This is a genomic window from Serratia myotis (assembly GCF_027474885.1).
GTDB lineage: Bacteria > Pseudomonadota > Gammaproteobacteria > Enterobacterales > Enterobacteriaceae > Serratia > Serratia proteamaculans.
Map to the genome: position 1 here is coordinate 4131795 of NZ_CP099707.1, position 23627 is coordinate 4155421.

Genomic DNA, 23627 nt, shown 5'->3' on the forward strand with positions numbered 1-23627 from the left:
CCCACCAGCACAGGTTGGGCGCGGTTTGCTATAAGGGCAACCCGTCCGCCTTTGCCTTGCCTCCGCTGCTCCCTTTTCTGCGACAAAATGTGATCCTCTCCGGCAAATTCATTAAATCATACTTGTATGGTAGTTAGTTCATGGCGTATTTTTCGTCCATTATGATGACCCGTGGGAACAGGATTAGACCTATGAAAATTATCAACGCAGAGGTTTTTGTGACCTGCCCAGGCAGGAACTTTGTCACGCTTAAGATCACCACTGACGAGGGGATTACCGGTATCGGCGACGCAACCCTTAACGGCCGCGAGTTGCCGGTGGCGTCCTACCTGAAAGATCACGTCTGTCCGCAATTGATCGGTCGTGATGCCCACCAGATCGAAGACATCTGGCAGTTCTTCTATAAAGGCGCTTACTGGCGGCGCGGCCCGGTGACCATGTCCGCCATTTCCGCCGTAGACATGGCGCTGTGGGATATCAAAGGCAAGGCCGCCAACATGCCGCTGTATCAGTTACTGGGCGGCGCATCACGTACTGGCGTGATGGTTTACTGCCACACCACCGGCCATTCTATCGACGAGGTGCTCGACGACTACGCCAAACATAAAGAGTTGGGCTTTAAAGCCATTCGCGCCCAGTGTGGTGTGCCGGGCATGAAAACCACCTACGGCATGGCCAAGGGCAAAGGGTTGGCTTATGAACCCGCCACCAAGGGCAACTGGCCGGAAGAACAGCTGTGGTCAACGGAGAAATACCTCGATTTCACCCCCAAACTGTTTGAAGCCGTGCGCAACCGCTTTGGTTTTGACGAGCACTTGCTGCACGACATGCACCACCGGCTGACCCCGATCGAGGCCGCACGCTTCGGCAAAAACGTTGAGCAATACCGCCTGTTCTGGATGGAAGACCCCACGCCTGCGGAGAATCAGGAATGTTTCCGCCTGATCCGCCAGCACACCGTCACGCCAATCGCCGTCGGCGAGGTGTTTAACAGCATCTGGGATTGCAAACAGCTGATTGAAGAGCAGCTGATCGACTATATCCGCACCACCCTGACCCACGCCGGCGGCATTACCGGCATGCGCCGTATTGCCGACTTTGCCTCGCTGTATCAGGTGCGCACCGGCTCGCACGGCCCCTCCGATCTTTCGCCTATCTGCATGGCAGCGGCGCTGCATTTCGATCTGTGGGTGCCGAACTTTGGCGTGCAGGAATACATGGGTTACTCCGAACAAATGCTCGAGGTGTTCCCCCATAGCTGGAGCTTTAACGACGGCTATATGCACCCGGGCAATAAACCGGGGCTGGGCATTGAGTTCAACGAAAAACTGGCCGCCCGTTATCCGTACGAACCGGCTTACCTGCCGGTCGCACGCCTGGAGGATGGCACCCTATGGAACTGGTAACAGGAGAACGCACCATGCAAAGCGTGGTCATTGAACAGCCCGGCCTGCTGGCTATCCAGCAGCGCCCTCTGCCGCAGCCAGCCGCTAATGAAGTGCGGGTAAAGGTTAAATTTGCCGGTATCTGCGGTTCTGACGTGCATATTTATCATGGTCATAATCCTTTCGCCCGCTACCCGCGTGTGATCGGTCATGAGTTTTTTGGCGTGATTGATCAGGTCGGCAGCGATGTCGACCCGCAACGGCTCGGCGAACGCGTTTCGGTCGATCCGGTGGTCAGTTGCGGCCATTGCTACCCTTGCTCTATAGGCCGCCCCAACGTCTGTACCGAACTGCAGGTAATAGGTGTGCACCGCGACGGTGGCTTCAGTGACTATGCCTGTGCCCCGGCGCGTAACGCCTACCGCATTCCGGACAGTATCAGCGATCGCCACGCCGCCATGGTCGAACCCTTCACCATTGCCGCCAATATCACCGCCCATCTGCAGCCCAATGCCGTTGATATCGCGCTTGTCTACGGCGCGGGGCCGATGGGACTGACGGTGATCCAAACGCTGAAAGGCGTCTACGGTGTGAAGCAGGTGATCGTCACCGATCGCATCAAGGAACGACTGGAGATGGCGCAGGAAAACGGGGCCGACTGGACATTCAACAATGCCGAAGCGTCGCTGCCCGCCGAACTGGAACGACGCGGCATCCGCCCGACGCTGATCGTCGACGCCGCCTGCCATCCGGCCATTTTGCAGGAGGCGATCAACCTGGCGTCCCCAGCGGCACGCATCGGCATCATGGGGTTCTCCGGCGAGGCCTGCACCGTTACTCAACAAAGCATCACCAGTAAAGAGCTGTCGATTTTCTCCTCACGCCTCAACAGCGCGCGCTTCCCGCAGGTCATCGAGTGGATGGCCAGCGGGAAAATCGCCCCACAGAAGTTAATTACTCACTGCGTGCCAGCCGCCGAGGTTGAGCAGGCGATGTTAATGTTCGAAAAAGATCAGCGCACCTGCTGCAAGGTGTTGTTGCAATTCGATTGATTACTCTACCAAGGCCAGGGGCTGCAGGAAGCGGCCCTCTCCAACCATGAAGCATCGCGATTAAAACAACATCAAGTGGAGTGCTTTTATGTTTAAAAACCTGCGTTGGACCATCGTATTCCTGCTGTTTATGGTTTACATGATCAACTATCTCGACCGCGTCGCGCTGTCGATTACCGTACCTATGATCGAAAAGGATCTGATGTTGAATGCCGAGCAGTTCGGCATCATCTTCGGCAGCTTCTTCTTCGGCTACGCCATCTTTAACTTTATCGGCGGGCTGGCGGTAGACAAATTCGGCCCGACGTTAGTGCTCGGCATTGCCGTCGGCCTGTGGTCGATTTTCTGCGGCATGACGGCATTAGCCACCGGCTTCTATTCCATGCTGATCCTGCGCGTGCTGTTCGGCATGGCCGAAGGGCCAATCTGCGCCTCCGCCAATAAAATGATCAACGGCTGGTTCCCGAAGAAACAGGCGGCGACTGCCATGGGCCTGCTCAGTGCCGGTTCCCCTTTGGGCGGTGCCGTCGCCGGGCCGATCGTCGGCTATCTAGCATTGGCATTTGGCTGGCGACCGGCGTTTATGGTCATCTGCTCGATCGGCATCGTCTGGATGCTGGTGTGGTTCTTCGTGGTAGCGGATAACCCGGCGAAAAGCAAACGCATCGGCGATGAAGAGCTGGCGCTGATTAACCAGATGAAGGAAGAGACTCACAGCGCCGAAGAAGAGCTGAGCAATGCCGCGCACGGGCTGGGTTACTACCTGAAGCAGCCGATCATCCTGGTCACCGCGTTCGCCTTCTTCTGCTACAACTACATCCTGTTCTTCTTCCTGAGCTGGTTCCCGTCCTATCTGGTGCAGGCACACAACCTGAACATCAAGGAAATGAGCCTCACCACCATGATCCCGTGGATTGTCGGCTTTGTCGGCCTGGCGCTCGGCGGCTATATCTCCGACAAAATTTTCAATATCACCGGCAAGCTGCTGCTGTCGCGCAAGATTGTGCTGGTCACCAGCCTGCTGGCGGCGGCCATCTGTGTGGCACTGGCGGGTACCGTCAGCAGCGTAGTGCCGGCGGTGATGCTGATGTCGGTATCGATCTTCTTCCTGTACATCACCGGGGCGATTTACTGGGCGATTATCCAGGACGTGGTGCATAAATCCCGGGTCGGTGGCGCCAGTGGCTTTATCCATCTGGTTGGCAGCGTTTCCGGCATCATTGGCCCGGTGGTAACCGGCTACATTGTGCAAAACACCGGCAAGTTCGACAGCGCCTTTATGCTGGCGGGTGGCGTGGCCGCGCTCGGGGCCGTACTGGTACTGCTGGTGATCAAGGCACCGCGCAATACCGCACAACCACAAATCTCAAAACCCTAATCTGCCCGGGGCGGCCAACGTCGCCCCGCTTTCAGTCCCCACATTCAGGAACTTCAGCATGACACTTTCCAGCAACAGCGTGCTGCCGACGGCGGTTGCGCAGCCGGGCTACGCTCGCGAAAGGATTAAACCGCGCATCGTGCATCTGGGTTTTGGCGCGTTCTTCCGCGCACATCAGGCGGTATATACCGAACAGTTGGCTAACGAGCACGCCAGCGACTGGGGTTACTGCGTGATCAGCATGCACAACGGCCGGCAAAAAATCGCCGACCTACAACGGCAGGATTTGCTGTATACGGTTGCAGAAATGGACGGCGACGGCTGGCATGGTCAGACGATCGGCGTCATCAGGCAGGCGCTGCACCTGCAGGTCGACGGGCTGGAAGCCGTGCTTGAAGCCATGGCACAGCCGGAGATTGCCATCGTTTCATTGACCATCAGCGAGAAAGGCTACTGCTATCAGCCCGCCAGCGGCCAGTTGTTGGCAGAGCATCCGGATATTCAGCATGACATCGCCCACCCGCTGCATCCGCGATCGGCCCCCGGCCTGATCCTGGCCGCGCTGCGGCTACGCCGGGCACGGGGCCTGCCGGCGTTTGCCGTAATGTCCTGCGACAACATGCCGGCCAACGGTCAGGTAACCCGCAATGTACTCAGCCAACTGGCACAGCAACAGGATGCGGATCTGGCGGCGTGGGTCACACAGCAGGTCGCCTTTCCATCAACCATGGTCGACCGCATTGTTCCGGCAGTCACCGAAGAAACGCTGCAACACATTGAGGATTTACTGGGTGGCATCGCCGATCCGGTCGCTGTCGCCTGCGAACCCTTCCGCCAATGGGTGATCGAAGATCACTTTCCGCAGGGACGCCCGGCATGGGAAAAGGCCGGTGCTGAGCTGGTCAGCGACGTACTGCCATACGAGGAAATGAAGCTGAGGATGCTCAACGGCAGCCACTCGTTTCTCGCTTATCTGGGCTATTTGGCCGGTTATGCGCATATCAGCGACTGCATGCAGGATGCGTATTTCGTTAAAGCCGCACGCCACCTGATGCTGGCGGAGCAAGCACCGACGCTGCAGGTTCGTGAGCTGGATCTGACGCACTACGCCGACTCGCTACTGGCCCGTTACCGCAATACGGCGCTAAAGCACCGTACCTGGCAGATCGCCATGGACGGCACGCAAAAACTGCCGCAGCGCATGTTGGACTCCATTCGTTGGTATCTGGCGCACGGCAGCGATTTTAGCTGTCTGGCTTTAGGCGTCGCCGGTTGGATGCGTTACGTCGGCGGCAAGGATGAACAGGGTCAGCCTATTGAGATCAGCGATCCTTTAAGTGAACGCCTCGCCAACTTGGTCGGCAACAGTCGCGAAGGCCCGGAACGGGTGTTGGCCCTGTTGCAGCTCGATACGGTTTTTGGTCAGGATCTGCCGGCCAATCACAGCTTCGTCGATACCGTCACCCATGCCTATCAGGCGCTGTTAGCGCAGGGTGCCAAGACCACCGTGGCCGCTCTGCCCATCAACGGATACTAACCGGGAGAATTCTGATGTCTGCAACCCCACATGAAGCCGTTACCAACGACAATCAACCGTTATTACGGCGTGTCGCCAGCGCTTCGGCGATAGGCACGGCAGCCGAGTACTACGACTTTTTCGCTTATGGCACCGCTGCGGTGCTGTTCTTCGGACAACTATTTTTCCCCAGCGCTGATCCGCTGATCAGTACACTGGCAGCCTTCGCCACCTACGCGGTCGGTTTCCTGGCCCGCCCACTGGGCGGTATCGTATTCGGCCACATCGGTGACAAAGTTGGCCGCAAGAAAGCGTTGGTGATCACCATTTTGATTGTCGGCCTCGGCACCTTTTGCATCGGTCTGCTGCCAACCTATGAAAAAATCGGCATCTGGGCGCCCATCGCCCTGATCCTGATCCGCGTACTGCAAGGTTTCGGCGTCGGTGGCGAACAGGCTGGCGCGGTGCTGATGACCGCAGAATACTCACCCCCCCAGCGCCGTGGTTTCTACGCCAGTTGGGTGCAGATCGGCGCGCCGGCCGGTTTCCTGCTGCCCTCGGGGCTGTTCGCCCTGTTGACCGCGCTGCTGACGCCGGCACAAATGCTGGACTGGGGCTGGCGTATTCCGTTCCTGCTCAGCCTGCTGCTGGTGATCGTCGGGTTATTCATTCGCCTGAAAATCGACGAATCGCCGGTATTTAACCAAATCCGCGCCACCAAGGCAGTTGAAAGCCGACCGGTGGTGGAAGTGGTTCGCACCTACCCTGGCCTGATCGGCAAAGGGGTGTGCGCCAAGCTGATTGAGGCCTGTGCCTTCGCCATGTTCACGGTGATCGTGCTGGCCTACGGCAAGGCCAATCATCTGAATGAAAGCATTCTGCTGGAAGCGATGATAGTCGCGGTGCTGCTGGAAATATTCGCCATCCCGCTGATGGGCCACCTTTCCGACCGACTGGGGCGTAAACCCGTGTATATCGCCGGTGCGCTGCTGCAGGTGATCTGCATAGTGCCATTCTTTATGGCGATAAACCTCGACAGCTACTGGATAACCCAAATCGCCATGATTCTGGTGTTAACCCTCGGGCACAGCATGTGCTATGCCCCACAGGCCTCCTTCTTCCCTGAGCTGTTCCCGACTCGCGTACGCTGCAGCGGCATTGCGTTAATCTGGCAGATTGGTTCGCTGATCGGCAGCGGCATCCTCGGATTGCTGGCGGTGAAGATCCTGCAGATGACCGGTGGCCATTATTACGGCCTTGCGGGATACATGATGGTATTGGGGGTAATTTCGGCCATCGGCTTGAGCCTGATGCCTGAGACCGCACCGCAACGGCGTCAACAGGAATACCAGGACTGGCATCATTGAGTTGTCCTATTCGGCGGGTGGATTTATCCACCCGCCATCAGACGATAATCTGCTAGTATGGTGGCATCCAAATCCCAGCCAGATGACCGATCGTCTCCATGTCTGAATCCTACAGCCTCACCAATAGCCTTCCGGTTAATCAGCAAATCTACCGTTTCCTGCGTAAGGACATCGTCGACTGCACCATTCCCCCCGGCACGCTGTTGTCAGAGAAAGAGATTTCCACCCGCTTTAGCGTTTCACGCCAACCGGTGCGCGAAGCCTTTATCAAGCTGGCGGAGGCCGGACTGGTGCAGATCCTGCCGCAGCGCGGGACTTTCGTGATGAAGATTTCGGCCAAACGGGTAGCCGATGGGCGTTTTATCCGTCAGGCCGTAGAATGCGCTGTTGTACGTCGCGCGGCGGAACGCATCACACCGGAACAGTTGATGACGCTGGAGCATAATTTGCATCGTCAGGAGCTGGCCGCACAGAACAAGCAGACACGTGAGTTCCTGGCGCTGGACGATGAGTTCCACCAGTTGCTCACTCAGTTTGCCGAATGCCCGCTGGCCTGGGAGACCATCGAAACCATCAAGGCCACCATGGACCGGGTGCGTTTTCTCAGCCTGAGCGAGGTTTCGCCACCGGAAAGCCTGCTCCAGCAACATTACCGCATTTTTGCCGCACTGAAGGCACAGGATGCCGATGCCGCCGAGCGCGCCATCCATGAGCACCTGCAAGAGATGATCTACTCCATTACCCCCATCGCTTTGCAGAATACCGAGTGGTTCGACGCCGAATAGTCAAGCACTGACCTTCAAGGGGGCGATCGCCCCCCGCTATTTGGCTTCCCAAATGGCATTTCCTCTCAATCGCATCTATTGTTTCTCCTTGCTATCAGGATTTCATTACTATCGTTTTTACAGCTTCAATCACCGCTTTTTACTACGCCGGTGAATAAATCTCCCCTATGGTTTTTATTGTCGGTGTATGAAGAAGCTAATCAGGAGACAATCATGACTGATATTGCGCAGTTGTTAGGAAAGGAAGCGGAAGACCTGTTGCAACACCGCTGTACTACCATCCCTGCTGAGAATCTGTACCTGCCGGGCGCCGACTTTGTCGACCGGATCATGATCGATAATAACCGTCCCAACACCGTTCTGCGTTCGATGCAAAGCCTGCTCAACCACGGCCGCCTGGCCGGCACCGGTTACCTGTCGATTCTGCCGGTCGATCAGGGGATTGAGCACTCCGCCGGCGCGTCTTTCGCCGCCAACCCGCTGTACTTTGATCCGAAAAATATCGTTGAACTGGCCATTGAGGCCGGTTGTAACTGCGTCGCCTCGACTTACGGCGTGCTGGCTTCGGTATCGCGCCGCTATGCCCACAAAATTCCGTTCCTGGTCAAACTGAACCATAACGAAACCCTGAGCTATCCGACCCAATACGACCAGACCCTGTATGCCAGCGTCGAGCAGGCTTTCAATATGGGTGCCGTCGCGGTCGGTGCCACCATTTACTTTGGTTCCGAACAGTCACGCCGCCAGATTGAAGAAATCTCGAGCGCCTTCGAGCGCGCCCACGAACTGGGTATGGTCACCGTGCTGTGGGCTTATCTGCGTAATCCGGCGTTTACCAAAGACGGCGTGGATTATCATTCCAGCGCCGATCTCACCGGCCAGGCCAACCATATTGCCGCCACCATCGGTGCCGATATCGTTAAGCAGAAAATGGCGGAAAACAACGGCGGTTACCGCGCGGTGAAATTCGGTTATACCGACGACCGCGTCTACAGCAAGCTGACTACCGATCACCCGATCGATCTGGTGCGTTACCAGTTGGCCAACTGCTATATGGGGCGTGCCGGGTTGATTAACTCCGGCGGGGCCGCCGGTGAAAACGATCTGCAGGAATCGGTGCGCACCGCGGTCATCAACAAGCGCGCAGGTGGAATGGGGCTGATTCTGGGGCGTAAAGCGTTCAAGAAATCGATGAAAGAAGGTGTCGCGCTGATCAACGCGGTTCAGGACACCTATCTGGACAAGAAAGTCACCATCGCCTGATCCCGTCACTCGCAAAATCTGTTACCTCCAGCCCGGTTCGCCGGGCTTTTTTATGCCCTTAATCTGCTGCCATCTTCCTCCTTGCCTAACGGCTACCGCGCTTTAATGTTATTTTTCTTTCATAATTAACTTTCATAATAAAATATTTATCTTTCAAACTGTGATCTATTTAAAACAAATTAATCCATAAAGTGATTAGTGTAAGGCCCATGGCGACAGAGCCGCCGTTCGCTCCAGGCCATACCTTCCATCTCAGGAGAACAATAATGATTGAGCTAATCACCCACGGCGCCGAATGGTTTATCGGCCTGTTTCAGAAAGGCGGTGAAGTGTTTGTCGGCATGGTGACCGGCATTTTACCTTTGTTAATCAGCCTGTTGGTCATTATGAACGCGCTGATCAAATTTGTTGGCCAGGAACGTATCGAACGCTTGGCGCAGCGCTGTGCGGGGAACCCGGTTTCACGCTATCTGCTGCTGCCGCTGATCGGCACCTTTGTGTTTTGCAACCCGATGACCCTCAGCCTCGGTCGCTTTATGCCCGAGAAATACAAACCCAGCTACTACGCGGCGGCGTCCTACAGCTGCCACTCGATGAATGGCCTGTTCCCGCATATCAACCCCGGCGAACTGTTCGTTTACCTCGGGATCGCCAGTGGCCTAACTACCCTCGGCCTGCCGCTGGGGCCACTGGCGGTGAGCTATTTCCTGGTCGGGCTGTTTACCAACTTTTTCCGCGGTTGGGTAACCGATCTCACCACCAGCCTGTTCGAACGCAAGATGGGCATCCGCCTGGACCGTCAGGTACAACTTTAATTCGTGGAGTACAGCATGAGTGCTTATATCCGTATTGAGAAAGGCGCCAGCGGCTGGGGTGGCCCGTTGCAGTTACCGATCGAGCCGGGAAAAAAAGTGGTGTACATCACTGCCGGTACCCGCCCGTCGATCGTCGATCGGCTTAGCGAACTGACCGGCTGGCCGGCCGTCGACGGCTTTAAGGAAGGCGAACCGCCGGCCGATGAAATTGGCGTCATGGTGATCGACTGTGGCGGCACCCTGCGCTGTGGCCTGTACCCTAAACGCCGTATTCCGACGGTCAATATCCACGCTACCGGCCAATCTGGCCCGCTGGCGAAATTTATCCTCGAGGATATTTACGTCTCCGGGGTACGCGATAGCAACATCAGCCGGGTGGAATCGGCAACGGAGACAGCGCAAGCAGCCCCCGCCCCGCAACCCAAGGGACGGGATTACGACACCAGCAAAAAAATCACCGAACAGAGCGACGGCCTGTTGGCGAAAGTCGGCATGGGTATGGGATCGGTGGTGGCGGTGTTCTTCCAGTCTGGCCGCGACACCATCGACACGGTACTGAAAACCATTCTGCCGTTTATGGCGTTCGTCTCGGCGCTGATCGGCATCATCATGGCCTCCGGCCTGGGGGATTTTATCGCCCACGGCCTGACGCCATTGGCCAGCAGCCCGATTGGCCTGGTGACGCTGGCGCTGATTTGTTCTTTCCCACTGCTGTCGCCATTCCTCGGCCCTGGCGCGGTGATCGCCCAGGTGATTGGCGTGCTGGTCGGGGTGCAAATCGGTCTGGGTCATATCCCACCGCAGCTGGCGCTGCCCGCCCTGTTCGCGATTAACGCGCAGGCCGCCTGTGACTTTATTCCGGTAGGTCTGTCATTGGCAGAAGCCAAGCAGGACACGGTGCGGGTCGGTGTGCCTTCGGTCTTGGTCGGGCGTTTCCTGACCGGCGCACCTACGGTGCTGATCGCCTGGGCCGCCTCGGCCTTCATCTACCAATAACTTTTACTTACTGCCAGGGGCTAGCTATGAACACCATTTTCCAAACTACCATCACCCAGATTGGCGACAGTGCCCGCGATGCATTGCTGGACGACATGCTGATCACCTTCCGTGAGGGGGCACCGGCAGACATCGAAGAGTTTTGCTTCATCCACCGGCACGGCAATACCCTCGGCGAACTGCAGACCGGCGGCTGGATGGAGCTGGCGGAGCAGCGTTATCCGATTACCGCCGTTGGCGAGGTCGCCAGCCAAAACCTGCGTGAACTGGGCCACCTTACCGTACGTTTTGACGGGGAAAATCAGGCTGAATTCCCCGGTTCTATCCACGTAGCCGGTACCACACCGGTGGATATCCCGTTAGGCAGTACGCTGAAATTTATCGCATAAGGAGTAGACCATGTCTGAAGTAGCTGTAGTGATTGGCGGAGGCCAAACATTAGGTGCATTTTTGTGCCTGGGACTGGCGCAGGCGGGTTACCGCGTGGCGGTAGCCGATTTAAACGCGGATAACGCCCGACAGGTGGCGCAGCAGATTAACCACCAATACGGCGCTGGCATCGCGCAGGGTTTCCAGGCCGATGCTACCGATGAACAGAGCGTCATTGCCTTGGCGGCGGCGGTAGATAACCAATTTGGCCAGGCTAATCTGTTGGTGTACAGCGCCGGTATCGCCAAGGCCGCGCCGATCACCGATTTTCCATTAGGGGATTTCGATCGTTCGTTGCAGGTCAATCTGGTGGGCTATTTCCTCTGCGCCCGCGAGTTTTCCCGCCTGATGATCCGCGACGGCGTTGCCGGGCGCATCATTCAGATCAACTCCAAGTCCGGCAAGGTCGGTAGCAAGCACAACTCAGGCTACAGCGCCGCCAAGTTCGGCGGTGTGGGGCTGACCCAGTCACTGGCGCTCGATCTGGCGGAGTACGGCATCACCGTACATTCGCTGATGCTCGGTAACCTGCTGAAGTCGCCCATGTTCCAGTCGCTGCTGCCGCAGTACGCACAAAAACTGGGGATCGCGCCGGATGAAGTTGAAAAATATTACACCGACAAGGTGCCGCTGAAACGCGGTTGCGATTACCAGGACGTGCTGAATACCCTGCTGTTTTACGCCAGCGATAAAGCGTCTTATTGCACGGGCCAGTCGATCAACATCACCGGCGGTCAGGTGATGTTCTGATGGGGTTACACCTCCCTCTCCGTCTGGAGAGGGAAAATAAACAGGAGACACTATGACCCAGGCATTGATCATCTTCGCCGTACTGGCCTGGCTGCTGCAAATCGCGCTCGGTTGGTGGCAGCTCCAGCGTTTCAACCGTGCCTTCGACGGCCTTTGCCAACTGGGTCGCGTCGGTGTCGGACGTTCTGGCGGGCGCTTTCGGCCACGGGTGGTGCTGGCGTTGGCCTTCGACACCGAACAACGGGTCTGCGGCAGCATGTTGATGCGCGGCCTGACCATTTTTGCCCAACCCCGTTCGATCGCCCGGCTGCATGGCCTGCACCAGCGGGATCTGCGCCCGGATGTGATCTTCCCCGAGGATCACGCATGCCAGACTGCACTATCGTTAGCGATTGCCCCTAAATCATGATATTTTCACATTAAAAGACATTACCTTTCATATTGAATTATTCGTTGAAGGGAAATGCTCAACTCTTGTGAACAGGACGGGCTATGAAACCAAAGCAGCGACAGGCCGCTATCCTTGAATATCTGCAGCGACATGGCAAAACGGCAGTGGATGCCCTGGCGGCACATTTCGCCACCACCGGCACCACCATTCGTAAAGATCTCACCCTGCTGGAAGACGAAGGCGAGGTGATCCGCACCTACGGCGGCGTGGTGCTCAGCCGCGACGATGGCGACCAGCCCATCGACCGCAAAACCCACATCAATACCGAAAAGAAACGCCAAATCGCCTACGCCGCCATTAAGCTGATCAACGACGGCGACTCGCTGATTTTCGATGCCGGCAGCACGGTGCTGCAAATGGTGCCGCATCTGGCGCAGTTCAATAACATCACGGTGATGACCAACAGCCTGCATATCGTTAATGCGCTGGTAGAGTTGGATAACGACCAGACCATCCTGATGCCCGGCGGCACTTACCGCAAAAAATCGGCGTCCTTCCACGGCAGCCTGGCCGAATCGGCTTTCCAGCAGTTCAGCTTCGACAAACTTTTTATCGGTGCGGATGGCGTGGATCTTAACGCCGGTGTCACCACCTTTAACGAAGTGCATAACGTCAGCAAGGCGATGTGCGAAGCCGCCAGCCGTATTATCCTGCTGGTGGATTCGTCAAAATTTGGCCGCAAAAGCCCGAACGTGGTCTGCGACCTGAGCGCCGTAGACACGCTGATCACCGATAAAAACATCAACCCGGATTACCTCGCCGCGCTGCAAGCGAAAGGGATCAATATCATTCTGGTAGGAGATTTTGATGAGTAACGCCGCTGCCCTGCTGGCCTTTGCCCGCGAAACGCTGGAAATTGAGTTGACCGAAGCACAACGCCTGCTGGCGCGACTGGACGACAACTTCGTCTGCGCCTGCGAACTGCTGCTGAACTGCCGCGGCAAGGCGGTGATTTCCGGCATCGGTAAATCCGGTCATATTGGCAAAAAAATTGCCGCCTCGCTGGCCAGTACCGGCACCCCGTCCTTCTTCGTCCACCCGGCGGAGGCACTGCACGGCGATCTCGGCATGATCGGTGCCGACGACGTGGTGGTGTTTATCTCCTACTCCGGCCGCGCCAAAGAACTGGATCTGATCCTGCCGCTACTGGCGGAGAATAACATCCCGGTGATCGCTATTACCGGTGGCAAAGAGTCACCGCTGGCACAGGCGGCGGCCTGCATGCTGGACATCAGCGTTGAGCGTGAGGCTTGCCCGATGGGGCTGGCACCGACCTCCAGTGCGGTCAATACGCTGATGATGGGCGACGCGCTGGCAATGGCGCTGATGCGTCAACGCGGTTTCAACGCCGAAGACTTTGCCCGCTCGCATCCGGGCGGCAGCCTGGGCGCACGCCTGCTGAATCGGGTACATCACCTGATGCGCACCGGCGATCGCCTGCCGCAGGTCAGTGAAGATGCCAACGTGATGGAAGCGATGCTCGAACTGAGTCGCACCGGGCTGGGGTTAGTGCCGGTGTGTGACGCACAGCAGAAAGTGGTGGGAGTGTTTACCGACGGCGACCTGCGCCGCTGGCTGGTGAAAGGCAATAGCCTGCAGGATGCATTAAGCCCGGCGATCACCCGGCCCGGCTACCGTTTGCCGGAGCAATGGCGCGCCGGAGAAGCACTGGAAGCGTTGCACGAACAGCACATTAGCGCCGCGCCGGTGGTCAATCTGGATGGCGTACTGGTGGGCGCGATCAACCTGCACGACCTGCATCAGGCCGGTATCGGCTGACCGTGGTATTTAGGGGCGCAGAGCACTGCGCCCCTGGCCGCCTTATTTCCAGTCCGGATTATTCTCGAACTGTTGTTTCAGCAGCGCCTTCATGTCTTCATCCGGCTTGCCCAGCCATTGGTATTTGGCGTATTTCTTCGGATGATCAACCGCTTCCGGCTTATTCGCCACTTCAACGCGCACCGCCCAGGCCTGCGACTTGTCTTCTTTAAACGCCACCATCATAAAGTTGTTGGCACAGTCGTGGGGCTTGCACACATTGCCCACCAAATAATCCTGGCCCTTCCAGCTCAGGCTTTGAGCCGGGGTTGAAGTCCCTACCCCTTTGCGCGCCCAGCCCGGCAAACGGGCCTGCCCCTTCACCATGTTCTGCCAACTGGTCTGATAGCCCGGCTGCTGGATCACGTCCGAAGTGGTGACAATCTGTTGGGCGAAACTGCCCACGCTGAAGCTGAGTAACGCGCCGAAGATGGCGCCGCGAAGTGCGTTTTGTCCTGTCATGCCCTTCTCCCTTGATTGAATTCGATCGCACCCGGCCAAAACCGGGCCTGAATCTAGTCAGACCACAGCACGGCTAAAAAGTTGACTCACCACCAGGCGTGAAAATGATGCACCGGCCCGATGCCGTGCCCCACTTCCAGCGTATCGGCCTGCTGCAAGGCTTTTTGCAGATAATCCTTGGCGGCAGCGACCGTACCTGCCCAGTCGTCGTGGCGCGGACGCAGCGCGGCCAATGCAGCAGACAGCGTGCAGCCGGTGCCGTGCGTATGGCGGGTCGCTACGCGTGGTGCAGTAAAGCGTTGCTCCTGCCCCACACTGAACAGCCAGTCCGGGCTTTCACTTTCGCTGAGATGGCCGCCCTTCATCAGTACCGCCTGGCAGCCCATCGCCAACAGTGCCCGCCCCTGTTCACGCATCTGGCTTTCGTTTTCCGCCGGGGCACATTCCAGCAGAGCCGCCGCTTCCGGCAGGTTCGGCGTGATGATCGACACCAACGGCAACAGCTCGCGGCGAATCGACTCCACCGCCTCCGGTGCCAGCAAAGGATCACCGCTTTTCGCCAGCATCACCGTATCCAGCACCACAAACGACGGCTGATAGTGACGTAAACGCTCCGCCACCGCCTGCACAATGTCGGCGTTGGCCAGCATGCCAATCTTGGTGCTGTCGATACGCAGATCGCTGAACACGGAATCAAGCTGAGCGGCGACAAAGGCCGGCTCGATGTTATACACCGACTGCACGCCGCGGGTATTTTGCGCCACCAGCGCGGTGATCACGGAGGCACCGTAGGCCCCCAGCGCAGAGAAAGCTTTCAGGTCGGCCTGAATACCGGCCCCGCCGCTCGGATCGGTCCCAGCGATGGTCAATGCGTTAATCCGTTTCATTGCAAGTCCTCCGGGCGCAGTTGGTAAAGGGCATCGAGAAACGCCGGGGTAAAACTGCCCGGCCCGGCGGCACGGCGCGTCGCCCGTTCACCGCAAAGCGACATCACCCGGCAGGCGGTGGCTACGTTGTCCAGCCGATCGCCCGGCAGGCTGCAAAATGCCGCCACCACCGCCGAAAGCGCACAACCGGTGCCCACCACTCGCGTCATCAGCACGTCCCCTCCGGCGACCGCCCAGTCACGCTGGCCATCGGTGATGTAATCCACCACGCCGGTCACTGCCACTATCGCCCCGCTGAGCCGCGCCAGTTCACGTGCCGCCGGTAACGCCGCCAGTGAATCGTCAGCGCTGTCGACGCCGCGACCGTTCGCCTGCATGCCGCTCAGCGCCATGATCTCCGAGGCATTGCCGCGGATCGCCGCCGGCTTTTCCCCCAGCAAACGCTGGGCAAATGCAGTGCGGTACACCAGCCCGCCGACGGCGACCGGATCCAGCGTCCAGGGGGTGCCCGCCGCATTGGCGGCCTCTACCGCGGCCAGCATGGATTCGGCCCGCGAGGCATTGAGGGTGCCGATATTGACCAGCAAAGCATCCGCCAGCCGACTGAACTGCGCCGCTTCGGTCGGTTCCACCACCATCGCCGGGGAAGCGCCGAGCGCCAGCAATACGTTTGCCGTCAGTTCCTGCACCACTTCGTTGGTCAGGCAGTGAATCAAAGGGGGTTGGCGTTTAAATTGGGTCAAACAAGCCGCGGCGTGAGCGCCGGGTAAAGCATCAGGTCGAGCGAACATATTCCTCCCAACCGGCGTTCAAGAAGGCGGGTGCCGGTGGGGGCACCGAGACTTCCCTACGCTGGCATAATCCAGATCAGGTAATACGGGTAAAATCTCAGCCCCTAGAGGCACCCCGAGTCAAGACGGTCATTATTGGGGTTGCCGCCGGTGAGGTCAATCGCGCTATAGTGTCAAAAAATAAAAAGGAGACGCCATGCAAATAAGAAAATACCAGGAGGCCGACCGTCCGTTCCTGCGCACCCTGTATCTGGCATCACGCAAAGCGGCGTTCCCCTGGCGTGATACCGAAGGTTACCGACTGGAAGATTTCGATCGTTCGACACTGGGCGAGGATATTTGGGTGGCGGAAGAAAAGGGGAAGCGACTGGGGTTTGTCTCGATTTATCGTCAGGATAACTTTATTCACAATCTGTATGTCGACCCTCACCTGCCGCCCCTGGGCGTCGGCAGCGCACTGCTGCAGGCAGCGGAGCAGACGTTTACCGCCACCGGCTCGCTGAAATGTCTGGTCAAGAATGAGAAGGCGCTGGCGTTTTACCATAAACACGGCTGGCGGACGATCACCACCGGCAATGACGGCGCGGAGGACTATTACCTGATGCACTCGCCGACCAAGTAAGGGCACGGCGTGTTGTACCGTGCCCATCCATAGTCCCCAAATCAGGCGGCAGAAACCGCCGGGGTCAATTTGCCGCGTGCGCGGATATTTCTGACCAACAGCCCCGACACGATGATCCCGGCGCAGGCAAACATGCCCATCAGGCCGAAGACAATCTTGTAGCCGGTTAGCCCGGGGAAAGCATCGAGAATGTGGCCGTACAGGCTGAAGCAAAACATTGCCGGGGCGTAACCGATAAAACTGCCTAGCGCCATCGCCGCACCGGTGTGTTCCTCATCAATCCCCGCCTCACCGATCGGTGCGAAGAACACCGCACGTTGGGTAAAGACCACCGCACCAAATCCCAGCGTACAGGCCATGCCCAGATAGACCGGCATTTGCTCATGCGGCAACAAGATCAATAATGCCAGCGCAATGGCGCTGATAATAAAGGTGTAGAATAAATATTTGCTGGGGGATTTTAATACTTTGTCCGCAATCAGACCGCCAATCGGCCCACCCACCATTTTTAGGCAATACTGATTAATGATCCCGTAGGCCCCAACCAGTGCAATCGGTAATGCATAAACATGGCTCAGGAAAGGAATAAAGAACGTCAGCCCACAATACACCGCATAAACACAGAAAACGCTGAAGGCAATCAGCCAGACCGTTTTATTTTTTAATACGCTACTCATGCCCGGTTTTTTATCGACTGACACTGCGCTTTTCGATGGTATTTTCTCCTCCGGGCTTTCCTTCATCACCAACAGAATAATAATCCCCACAATAATGGCGATCGCCGAATAAAATAGTATCCCAACTTTGAAACCAAGGTAGCCGCTGCCAAAGGCGGTAAACAACGCCAGTGCGGAAAACGCCACCACGGTATCCACCACGCCGCGCCCGGTTTCGAAGAAGCCGAACAGCCGCCCCTGCTGGGTATTATCCCCCAGCATACTCACCGATTTGAGCAGCACCGGCCAGTTCAGCATGTCGCAGGTGACGCCAAACAGGGCCCAGACAAACAGAATGCCCCAGTAGCCCGGCATGCTGGACAGGTAAATACCCAGCAAGCCAGTGGCGATCAGTGAAAACGACATGGTAAAGCGACGCGGCAGACGATCGGAGAAATAAATCGATAAGAAGAAGCCAATGGTGGTCACAATCGAGTTGACCGACATGGCGTTACCAATTTCTCCGTTACTCAGGTGGAAATATTCTTGCATCGGCACATAAAAAGCATCCTTAAGGGAGGGCAATTTATATATTGTCCCGCCACATAAGACCAACAAGCTAAATAGCGCCCATCTTTTTTTAGTCAGCATCATTCCCTCACAGCCAATAGATAATTAAGCGGTGTTGTGACCTCGGTGATGGGACGAGCACATCTCCACATCAGCGAGAATATGTAATTTATAAATTTCGTTATTATATTATGCCGGGGTTAGCCGTTCCCGGGCTTGCTGCGTCAAACTGTTAATAATGGTGCGAACATGGTGAATTTGATTTAAAGCATCCTGAGACTCTTTTTTCAGTCGTTCTTCCAGCCCTTGCTCCGGTAAAGCGGTTTCACTCATTTCGCGCCATGGGATAGGCGGGTTATCGCCCTCATCGGTGAAACGAAACGGCGGTGCGTAATAATCGACTTCTTCTTCCAGCCCATAAGCGGTGACCTGCGGCCGCTCGTCGCCCAAACCAATTAGCCCCAGCAACAGTTCGCGGAAGGGTAAGTCCCCCTGCCCGGAAATGCAGGCCCGGTGCCCCATGCCCTTCTTCTCACGCACAATCAGTGCATCCTTGATATGCACCTGCGTGATTTCCCCGGCCATTGTCGCCAATGCCGACAGCGGCTCTTCGTTGGCGTTAATCATGTTGGCGAAATCGAACAACAGGGAAAGTTGAGGAAACTCCGCCGCCCGAACCAGGCTAACCAGTTCATGGCTCTTGAGATCTTCGTGCTGTTCCAGTGTAAAGCTCAGACCCGAGTGCTGATAACGCTGCTTGATGTACTGAATATCGGCCGCGATACGTGCCAACACCTCATGCAATGGCCCCTGATAGCGCGGATAAAAGCGCACCGAACTGGCACCGGATTTAAGGGCAATATTCACCGCCTGATCGATAGTCTGCGAGTCGGAGGCGCTGGTTTCGATATGAATATCCAGCCCATAGCGCTGCGCCTGCTCACCAAACTTGCGTAAGCGGGCATCATCGGCGTGGCAAAGCGCCTGACTTTCTCCGTCTAACACGTGCACTTTCACGCCGCGCAACTGCTGCTGATGAGCAATGGTCAGCAGATCCTCTGGCAGGATTTTCTCCATGCGCATATTGAGATGAAAAGCGTAGGCATGCAGGTAAAGGGGCAAATTCTGCGCCCGCAGAAGGACTTTCTCCGCCGTTAAGCGATCCATGGTGTTCACCTATAAGTTAATGAAAAAATCCACCGACTCGAAGCGCCAGTATTCGATATCCACCTGTACGATACGGCGTTGGGCATCGGCACGATGCTTCTCTACCAGAATCGACGGCGTGCTGGCGTTGCCGCCCATCACCTTGCAGGCATCGCCAGATAATCGGGTAGGTTTAAACGCCAGGTGACGGGTATGAGTGGGGGTGCCGTAGGCGTTTTCCCACACTTCGGCAAATGAGTTCTCACCCAGACGTTCGATAAAGTCGGGAGCCACCAGCGGATTGATATAGGTTTCGTGATAAAACACGATGTGATTATCCAGCGCCCCCCAGCCACAAATCTGGTAGATCTCTGCCCCTTCACTCACCTGCAGTAAATCGCCAATAGCCGCCGGTGCCGTCAAGACCCGCTCCTTGGTCATATAGCCCCAGGAAGGAAAACGCCTCTGCTCAATAGCTGCCTGTTTGAAGCTGGTAGACGAGTTGGGGTTGTAGTTAAACCGCGGCAGTGCCGCAAACCAGCCCCGGCGATCCTTGCGGAATATTCTCGACTCGCTTTCCAGGAACAGCAGCGCCTGACGTAGCGTCATGCGTTTAATGTTCAGCAATTCCCCCAGTTCTCGCTCCGAAGGAAGCTTGTCACCGGGGGCTATCGCGCCCTGACTCAGCCAGTCATTAAGCCTTTGCTTGGCCAGTTCAACGGTGGAGTTGTTTTCCATAGCTCACTCAATTGGTTTAAACCAGATTGCACAACAGTATCGCGGTGAATTATGACAAACAATGGGGGTACTGAATTTTATATGTGACTCCTGTCCCAGAACCGAAAGGATGCCGGTTAATGCACCGTGCCTGAGGCGGGCATCGCACGCAGCGTCAGCCCCCAGAACAACAGAGCGACCAGGCTGACACCCGCCCCCAGCCAGCACACGCCAGACCAGCCCGCCAGGGCAAATACGTGGGTGCTGGCAAAGGCACCCAGCCCACTGCCGACCGCGTAAAACAACATATAACAGCCGACTAACCGGCTATGGGCCTGCGGATGTGCGCTGAAAATCAGGCTCTGATTCAGCACATGAATGGCCTGCCCGGCCAGATCGAGCAGCACTATGCCCACAATCAGCCACCCCAGCCCGTTACTCAGCATGCCGAGTGGTAACCAGGCCAACACCAGCAACAGCAAGCAAACCCCACTCGCCACCTGCCCTAAACCACGATCGGCCAGATGCCCAGCCCGTACCGCCGCCAGTGCGCCCACCGCCCCCACCAAACCAAACACGCCAATCACCGAATGTGAAAAATTAAACGGCGCCTGACTGAGTGGCAGAACCAGTGCACTCCAGAAAATACTGAATGCTGCAAACATCAGCAGCGCCAGCATGCCGCGGATCTGTAGCGTACGGTCACGCCACAACAGCGTCAGCATTGATCGCAACAGCGCCGGGTAACTGAGCGTTGATGGCGGCGTGCGCGGTGCAGGCAACAAACGCGCCAATATCGGCAACAGGATCAAGGTTACCGCCGCCGAGAAGAAGTAAACCGCTCGCCAGCCGCCCAAATCCGCCAGTGCGCCGGAAAGCGTACGCGCCAGCAACAGGCCGAGGACAACCCCAGCTTGTGCTGCCCCCACCACCCGCCCTCGCTCATGCGGCGCCGCCAACGTGGCAGCAAAGGCGATCAATCCCTGAGTCATGGCCGTGCCCAGCAGCCCGACCAACAGCATGCCGATCAGTAATAACAAACTGCTGTTCGCCCAGCCGACCGCACACAATGCGGCAATCAATAGCAGTTGCTGCACCGCCAGCAGCCGGTGGCGATTAACCCGATCGCCCAACGGCACCACCAGCAACAGTGCCAAAGCACAACCCAACTGGGTAACGGTGATCACCATGCCCACCGACGCCAGGCTGATATTAAAATCCTGGGCAATGGCGTCCAGCAGCGGCTGAGCGTAATAGACATTCGCCACGCTAAAAGCGCTGGCCCCCGCCAGCAACAGCACCAACGCCGCAGGCATCCGGCTCAGCGATCCCCCCGGCGATACACAAATCGGATCCAGCATTTTGTCACTCATCATTCGCCCCAAAGTGGTTTCATTATTAAACCCAATGAACTTTACGCATGATGGTTTTATAATGCAACTCGATCCCGCTGCAGGAATTGAAAACCGTGAAACGTAAAAGTCTGGAAGATGCACAGTGCCCGGTGGCACGTACGCTGGATGTGATTGGTGACTGGTGGTCGCTGTTGATTGTGCGCGATGCCTTCGACGGCGTGCGCCGTTTCAGCGAATTTCAAAAGGGACTGGGGATGGCGAAGAATATCCTCTCTACCCGGCTGCGCACCCTGGTGGCACACGGCATTTTGGAGATTGCACCCGCCTCGGACGGCAGCGCCTATCAGGAATATATTCTCACCGACAAAGGGCGCGCCCTGTTCCCGGTGATCGTCGGCCTGCGCCAGTGGGGTGAGGATTATCTGTTTGACGCGTCAGAGGCGAAATCAACGCTGGTCGAAAGCGACAGCGGCCAGCCGATACCGCGCATGACGCCGACCGGCAGCACCGGGCAAACTCTTACGCCGCTGAATACTTTGGTGGTGAAGGTCGGTGATGAATGAAATCGTGTGAGTAAAGCACTGCAGCCGCTACGTCAGATGAGTGGCAAGAACGCGGCTTTGATGCCGCGGGTGAGCCAAAGCTTGCCATTCACTCGTTGGCCTGCGCTAGCAGTGCAGAAAAAACTAAAATGATTCACCTACTGCAGAACTCTCTTTTTTAAAACGGATGTTAACAATGAGATCTTTCGTAGGTTTACCGCTTTCATAACGCCACTTCTGCATTGCCATCCTCATCTCATTATCAAAAATACCGCTGGGATGAGACTCAAGAAGGCGAATGTTCTGGACACGCCCCTCTGCATCAACGTCAAATTTAACCCTGGCGAAATTGGTTTGTGGCTTCTGCCGGTCGGTTACTGAATTTGATGGCGATTTGGCAGTCTTCTCACTGCCGGTGCAAGCCGTCAGCGATAGCGAAAAAAGCACTAACAACATTATCTTGGCAGCAGGTTTTATCATTGTAACTCACTCCATAAGTTAGTTAATGCAACTGCCAGACTCTGGCAGTTTAGTGGCCGAAAAGCAGCTCGGTGTATTTCTTGGAAACGGCTCCGGTGCGTTTACCGCCTTCGCCGTAGTAGCGATCCTCACGGCACAGTCGCTCTTTGACATCGCAGAAAATGCCATTGGCAAAGGTGAACTCGGTCGAGTCGAAGTCACCTTGTGAATACAGCTTGGTGGCGGCTTTCTTGCCGAGATACTTCTCGGTCAATTCACGGGAAATACCATCGGTGCCATTCGCACAGGCGTAACGGTCACATAACACGCCTGATGCCGGTGACTTGAGGGATGAATTTTGCTTTGCCTGCACAGGCATCACGGATGCGGCAAGCAGCAGAGTCAGTGAGAACGAAAGTGCTATTTTATTCAATGAGTCAGCCTCGTTTAATGAGTGGGTATCCGTTTTGTAAGGTTATCCTGCCATAGAAAAGGGATCACTGGCGAATGCAATGTTATCGCTCTGCTCACCCCACGGGTGCGGCCTTCGCAATGCCTCCCCAGGTAAGGTATAGTCCGCGTTTTACGGGGAAACCATGTTGACTCAATCATCCATTCGCCTGAACAAATACATTAGCGACAGCGGCATCTGTTCCCGTCGCCATGCCGATCGTCATATCAAGCAGGGCCTGGTTTTTATCAACGACTGCCTGGCCGACGTGGGCGCGCAGGTATTGGTCGGGGATCGGGTGAGTGTCAACGGTCAGCTGATTGAGCCACGCAATGCCGAAGATCTGTTGCTGATCGCGCTGAATAAACCGGTTGGCATCCTCACCAGCATGGGAAAACATGAGCGGGATAACATCGGCGATTTCGTTAACCACAGCCAGCGCACCTTCCCCGTCGGCCGCCTGGATAAAGCTTCTCAGGGGCTGATTTTCCTGACCAATAACGGCGAACTGGTCAATAAGATCCTCCGCGCCGGTAATAATCACGAAAAAGAGTATCTGGTCACCGTCAATAAACCCCTGACCGATGAGTTTATTCAGGGCATGGGGGCAGGCGTGCCGATACTGGATACGGTGACGAAACAATGCCGGGTGGAGAAAGAAACCGCGCAGGTATTTCGCATCACGCTGGTTCAGGGGCTTAACCGCCAAATCCGCCGCATGTGCAAACACTTTGGCTATGAAGTCACCAAACTTGAGCGCGTACGCATTATGAACATCACTCTGGAAGGGCTGCCGCTGGGCGAATGGCGGGACTTGACCGGGGATGAGCGAACCGAGTTATTCAAGCTGCTTGAGCACTCTTCGTCCGAGGACGGCGACCAGTTGCAGGGAGCCGAGATATCGCCAGGCAACAATGGCCTGTTGCCCAACGATACCCCGTTATAAAAACCTAATTCTTTAGAA

General features: G+C 56.7%; 26 protein-coding genes and 1 riboswitch. Of the genes, 17 read left to right on the top strand and 9 right to left on the bottom strand.

The window, feature by feature from the left end; genetic code table 11:
- Window positions 1–191 precede the first annotated feature (191 nt).
- From manD to gutQ, 14 genes are all read left to right on the top strand, one after another.
- Entirely contained in the window at window positions 192–1406 is a 1215-nt protein-coding gene (gene manD, locus NHG65_RS19485; protein WP_499182564.1) for a D-mannonate dehydratase ManD, read from the top strand.
- 14 nt (window positions 1407–1420) lie between these two features.
- Window positions 1421–2437 (top strand): Zn-dependent oxidoreductase, encoded by a 1017-nt coding sequence (locus NHG65_RS19490; RefSeq protein WP_499183496.1) that lies wholly within the window; start codon window positions 1421–1423, stop codon window positions 2435–2437.
- Between the two features lie 88 nt (window positions 2438–2525).
- Window positions 2526–3815 carry an MFS transporter gene (locus tag NHG65_RS19495; RefSeq protein ID WP_219016769.1) on the top strand — a complete coding sequence of 430 codons (1290 nt, stop codon included), beginning with the start codon at window positions 2526–2528 and terminating at the stop codon, window positions 3813–3815.
- Between the two features lie 58 nt (window positions 3816–3873).
- Window positions 3874–5352: a mannitol dehydrogenase family protein gene (locus NHG65_RS19500; protein WP_499182565.1), complete on the top strand. Its 1479-nt coding sequence runs from the start codon at window positions 3874–3876 to the stop codon at window positions 5350–5352.
- Window positions 5353–5366: 14 nt separating this feature from the next.
- Window positions 5367–6698 carry an MFS transporter gene (locus NHG65_RS19505; protein WP_207979899.1) on the top strand — a complete coding sequence of 444 codons (1332 nt, stop codon included), beginning with the start codon at window positions 5367–5369 and terminating at the stop codon, window positions 6696–6698.
- A gap of 98 nt (window positions 6699–6796) precedes the next feature.
- Complete coding sequence (locus NHG65_RS19510) at window positions 6797–7483, top strand: GntR family transcriptional regulator (RefSeq protein WP_129936419.1); 687 nt, start codon at window positions 6797–6799, stop codon at window positions 7481–7483.
- A gap of 213 nt (window positions 7484–7696) precedes the next feature.
- Window positions 7697–8746 carry a class I fructose-bisphosphate aldolase gene (gene fbaB, locus NHG65_RS19515; RefSeq protein ID WP_099062625.1) on the top strand — a complete coding sequence of 350 codons (1050 nt, stop codon included), beginning with the start codon at window positions 7697–7699 and terminating at the stop codon, window positions 8744–8746.
- A 266-nt stretch (window positions 8747–9012) separates the two neighbouring features.
- Window positions 9013–9561 carry a PTS glucitol/sorbitol transporter subunit IIC gene (srlA, locus tag NHG65_RS19520; protein ID WP_004941528.1) on the top strand — a complete coding sequence of 183 codons (549 nt, stop codon included), beginning with the start codon at window positions 9013–9015 and terminating at the stop codon, window positions 9559–9561.
- A gap of 15 nt (window positions 9562–9576) precedes the next feature.
- Window positions 9577–10557, top strand: a complete 981-nt coding sequence (gene srlE, locus NHG65_RS19525; protein WP_129936420.1) for a PTS glucitol/sorbitol transporter subunit IIB — start codon at window positions 9577–9579, stop codon at window positions 10555–10557.
- A gap of 26 nt (window positions 10558–10583) precedes the next feature.
- A complete protein-coding gene (gene srlB, locus NHG65_RS19530; RefSeq protein ID WP_099062627.1) occupies window positions 10584–10946 on the top strand; it encodes a PTS glucitol/sorbitol transporter subunit IIA in 363 nt (120 codons plus the stop codon).
- A 10-nt stretch (window positions 10947–10956) separates the two neighbouring features.
- Window positions 10957–11736 (top strand): sorbitol-6-phosphate dehydrogenase, encoded by a 780-nt coding sequence (gene srlD, locus NHG65_RS19535; RefSeq protein ID WP_261259033.1) that lies wholly within the window; start codon window positions 10957–10959, stop codon window positions 11734–11736.
- Window positions 11737–11788: 52 nt separating this feature from the next.
- Complete coding sequence (gene gutM, locus NHG65_RS19540) at window positions 11789–12145, top strand: transcriptional regulator GutM (protein ID WP_129936422.1); 357 nt, start codon at window positions 11789–11791, stop codon at window positions 12143–12145.
- Window positions 12146–12228: 83 nt separating this feature from the next.
- Window positions 12229–13002 (top strand): glucitol operon DNA-binding transcriptional repressor SrlR, encoded by a 774-nt coding sequence (gene srlR / locus NHG65_RS19545; RefSeq protein ID WP_099062630.1) that lies wholly within the window; start codon window positions 12229–12231, stop codon window positions 13000–13002.
- Entirely contained in the window at window positions 12995–13966 is a 972-nt protein-coding gene (gene gutQ / locus NHG65_RS19550; RefSeq protein WP_499182566.1) for an arabinose-5-phosphate isomerase GutQ, read from the top strand. Before srlR ends, gutQ begins: the two co-directional genes overlap by 8 nt.
- A gap of 42 nt (window positions 13967–14008) precedes the next feature.
- Here gutQ and NHG65_RS19555 read toward each other — a convergent pair whose 3' ends face one another.
- The 3 genes from NHG65_RS19555 to thiM all read right to left on the bottom strand — a co-directional run bounded on the left by NHG65_RS19555 (window position 14009) and on the right by thiM (window position 16145).
- A complete protein-coding gene (locus NHG65_RS19555) occupies window positions 14009–14467 on the bottom strand; it encodes an inhibitor of vertebrate lysozyme family protein (protein WP_219016772.1) in 459 nt (152 codons plus the stop codon).
- 86 nt (window positions 14468–14553) lie between these two features.
- Entirely contained in the window at window positions 14554–15354 is an 801-nt protein-coding gene (thiD, locus tag NHG65_RS19560; protein ID WP_099062633.1) for a bifunctional hydroxymethylpyrimidine kinase/phosphomethylpyrimidine kinase, read from the bottom strand.
- The gene (gene thiM, locus NHG65_RS19565; protein ID WP_283603733.1) at window positions 15351–16145 is read right to left on the bottom strand and encodes a hydroxyethylthiazole kinase; all 795 of its coding nucleotides are present in this window, start codon (window positions 16143–16145) and stop codon (window positions 15351–15353) included. Before thiM ends, thiD begins: the two co-directional genes overlap by 4 nt.
- 36 nt (window positions 16146–16181) lie before the next feature.
- Window positions 16182–16273, bottom strand: a riboswitch (TPP riboswitch).
- Between the two features lie 68 nt (window positions 16274–16341).
- Here thiM and NHG65_RS19570 point away from each other — a divergent pair.
- Complete coding sequence (locus NHG65_RS19570; RefSeq protein ID WP_099062635.1) at window positions 16342–16767, top strand: GNAT family N-acetyltransferase; 426 nt, start codon at window positions 16342–16344, stop codon at window positions 16765–16767.
- A 41-nt stretch (window positions 16768–16808) separates the two neighbouring features.
- On the opposite strand, the gene NHG65_RS19575 is transcribed toward NHG65_RS19570, so the two are convergent.
- The 4 genes from NHG65_RS19575 to NHG65_RS19590 form a co-directional block, all read right to left on the bottom strand.
- Window positions 16809–18074 carry an MFS transporter gene (locus tag NHG65_RS19575; RefSeq protein ID WP_413478548.1) on the bottom strand — a complete coding sequence of 422 codons (1266 nt, stop codon included), beginning with the start codon at window positions 18072–18074 and terminating at the stop codon, window positions 16809–16811.
- Between the two features lie 108 nt (window positions 18075–18182).
- Window positions 18183–19160 (bottom strand): sugar phosphate isomerase/epimerase family protein, encoded by a 978-nt coding sequence (locus NHG65_RS19580; RefSeq protein ID WP_499182567.1) that lies wholly within the window; start codon window positions 19158–19160, stop codon window positions 18183–18185.
- A gap of 9 nt (window positions 19161–19169) precedes the next feature.
- Window positions 19170–19877, bottom strand: coding sequence for a GntR family transcriptional regulator (locus NHG65_RS19585; RefSeq protein WP_499182568.1), 708 nt, complete (start codon window positions 19875–19877; stop codon window positions 19170–19172).
- 116 nt (window positions 19878–19993) lie between these two features.
- Complete coding sequence (locus tag NHG65_RS19590) at window positions 19994–21229, bottom strand: MFS transporter (RefSeq protein WP_499183497.1); 1236 nt, start codon at window positions 21227–21229, stop codon at window positions 19994–19996.
- A gap of 95 nt (window positions 21230–21324) precedes the next feature.
- Here NHG65_RS19590 and NHG65_RS19595 point away from each other — a divergent pair, with 95 nt between their 5' ends.
- A complete protein-coding gene (locus tag NHG65_RS19595) occupies window positions 21325–21774 on the top strand; it encodes a winged helix-turn-helix transcriptional regulator (RefSeq protein ID WP_099062764.1) in 450 nt (149 codons plus the stop codon).
- A 123-nt stretch (window positions 21775–21897) separates the two neighbouring features.
- Here NHG65_RS19595 and NHG65_RS19600 read toward each other — a convergent pair whose 3' ends face one another.
- On the bottom strand, window positions 21898–22233 hold the full coding sequence (locus NHG65_RS19600) for a TonB family protein (RefSeq protein ID WP_283603739.1): 336 nt from the start codon (window positions 22231–22233) through the stop codon (window positions 21898–21900).
- Between the two features lie 49 nt (window positions 22234–22282).
- Complete coding sequence (locus tag NHG65_RS19605) at window positions 22283–22591, bottom strand: YcgJ family protein (RefSeq protein ID WP_099062765.1); 309 nt, start codon at window positions 22589–22591, stop codon at window positions 22283–22285.
- Between the two features lie 217 nt (window positions 22592–22808).
- Here NHG65_RS19605 and rluF point away from each other — a divergent pair, with 217 nt between their 5' ends.
- On the top strand, window positions 22809–23609 hold the full coding sequence (gene rluF / locus NHG65_RS19610; protein WP_099062641.1) for a 23S rRNA pseudouridine(2604) synthase RluF: 801 nt from the start codon (window positions 22809–22811) through the stop codon (window positions 23607–23609).
- The last annotated feature ends 18 nt before the right edge of the window (window positions 23610–23627 follow it).

Coding starts and splice junctions, on each gene's coding strand:
- NHG65_RS19505 (WP_207979899.1), top strand. CDS start 5,367: ATGTCTGCAACCCCACATGAAGCCGTTACCAACGACAATCAACCGTTA.
- gutQ (WP_499182566.1), top strand. CDS start 12,995: ATGAGTAACGCCGCTGCCCTGCTGGCCTTTGCCCGCGAAACGCTGGAA.
- NHG65_RS19570 (WP_099062635.1), top strand. CDS start 16,342: ATGCAAATAAGAAAATACCAGGAGGCCGACCGTCCGTTCCTGCGCACC.
- NHG65_RS19555 (WP_219016772.1), bottom strand. CDS start 14,467: ATGACAGGACAAAACGCACTTCGCGGCGCCATCTTCGGCGCGTTACTC.
- NHG65_RS19605 (WP_099062765.1), bottom strand. CDS start 22,591: ATGCCTGTGCAGGCAAAGCAAAATTCATCCCTCAAGTCACCGGCATCA.
- NHG65_RS19585 (WP_499182568.1), bottom strand. CDS start 19,877: ATGGAAAACAACTCCACCGTTGAACTGGCCAAGCAAAGGCTTAATGAC.
- NHG65_RS19590 (WP_499183497.1), bottom strand. CDS start 21,229: ATGAGTGACAAAATGCTGGATCCGATTTGTGTATCGCCGGGGGGATCG.
- thiM (WP_283603733.1), bottom strand. CDS start 16,145: ATGTTCGCTCGACCTGATGCTTTACCCGGCGCTCACGCCGCGGCTTGT.
- NHG65_RS19510 (WP_129936419.1), top strand. CDS start 6,797: ATGTCTGAATCCTACAGCCTCACCAATAGCCTTCCGGTTAATCAGCAA.
- NHG65_RS19500 (WP_499182565.1), top strand. CDS start 3,874: ATGACACTTTCCAGCAACAGCGTGCTGCCGACGGCGGTTGCGCAGCCG.
- srlB (WP_099062627.1), top strand. CDS start 10,584: ATGAACACCATTTTCCAAACTACCATCACCCAGATTGGCGACAGTGCC.
- srlD (WP_261259033.1), top strand. CDS start 10,957: ATGTCTGAAGTAGCTGTAGTGATTGGCGGAGGCCAAACATTAGGTGCA.
- srlR (WP_099062630.1), top strand. CDS start 12,229: ATGAAACCAAAGCAGCGACAGGCCGCTATCCTTGAATATCTGCAGCGA.
- manD (WP_499182564.1), top strand. CDS start 192: ATGAAAATTATCAACGCAGAGGTTTTTGTGACCTGCCCAGGCAGGAAC.
- thiD (WP_099062633.1), bottom strand. CDS start 15,354: ATGAAACGGATTAACGCATTGACCATCGCTGGGACCGATCCGAGCGGC.
- gutM (WP_129936422.1), top strand. CDS start 11,789: ATGACCCAGGCATTGATCATCTTCGCCGTACTGGCCTGGCTGCTGCAA.
- NHG65_RS19495 (WP_219016769.1), top strand. CDS start 2,526: ATGTTTAAAAACCTGCGTTGGACCATCGTATTCCTGCTGTTTATGGTT.
- NHG65_RS19600 (WP_283603739.1), bottom strand. CDS start 22,233: ATGATAAAACCTGCTGCCAAGATAATGTTGTTAGTGCTTTTTTCGCTA.
- NHG65_RS19580 (WP_499182567.1), bottom strand. CDS start 19,160: ATGGATCGCTTAACGGCGGAGAAAGTCCTTCTGCGGGCGCAGAATTTG.
- NHG65_RS19490 (WP_499183496.1), top strand. CDS start 1,421: ATGCAAAGCGTGGTCATTGAACAGCCCGGCCTGCTGGCTATCCAGCAG.
- srlE (WP_129936420.1), top strand. CDS start 9,577: ATGAGTGCTTATATCCGTATTGAGAAAGGCGCCAGCGGCTGGGGTGGC.
- fbaB (WP_099062625.1), top strand. CDS start 7,697: ATGACTGATATTGCGCAGTTGTTAGGAAAGGAAGCGGAAGACCTGTTG.
- NHG65_RS19575 (WP_413478548.1), bottom strand. CDS start 18,074: ATGCTGACTAAAAAAAGATGGGCGCTATTTAGCTTGTTGGTCTTATGT.
- srlA (WP_004941528.1), top strand. CDS start 9,013: ATGATTGAGCTAATCACCCACGGCGCCGAATGGTTTATCGGCCTGTTT.
- rluF (WP_099062641.1), top strand. CDS start 22,809: ATGTTGACTCAATCATCCATTCGCCTGAACAAATACATTAGCGACAGC.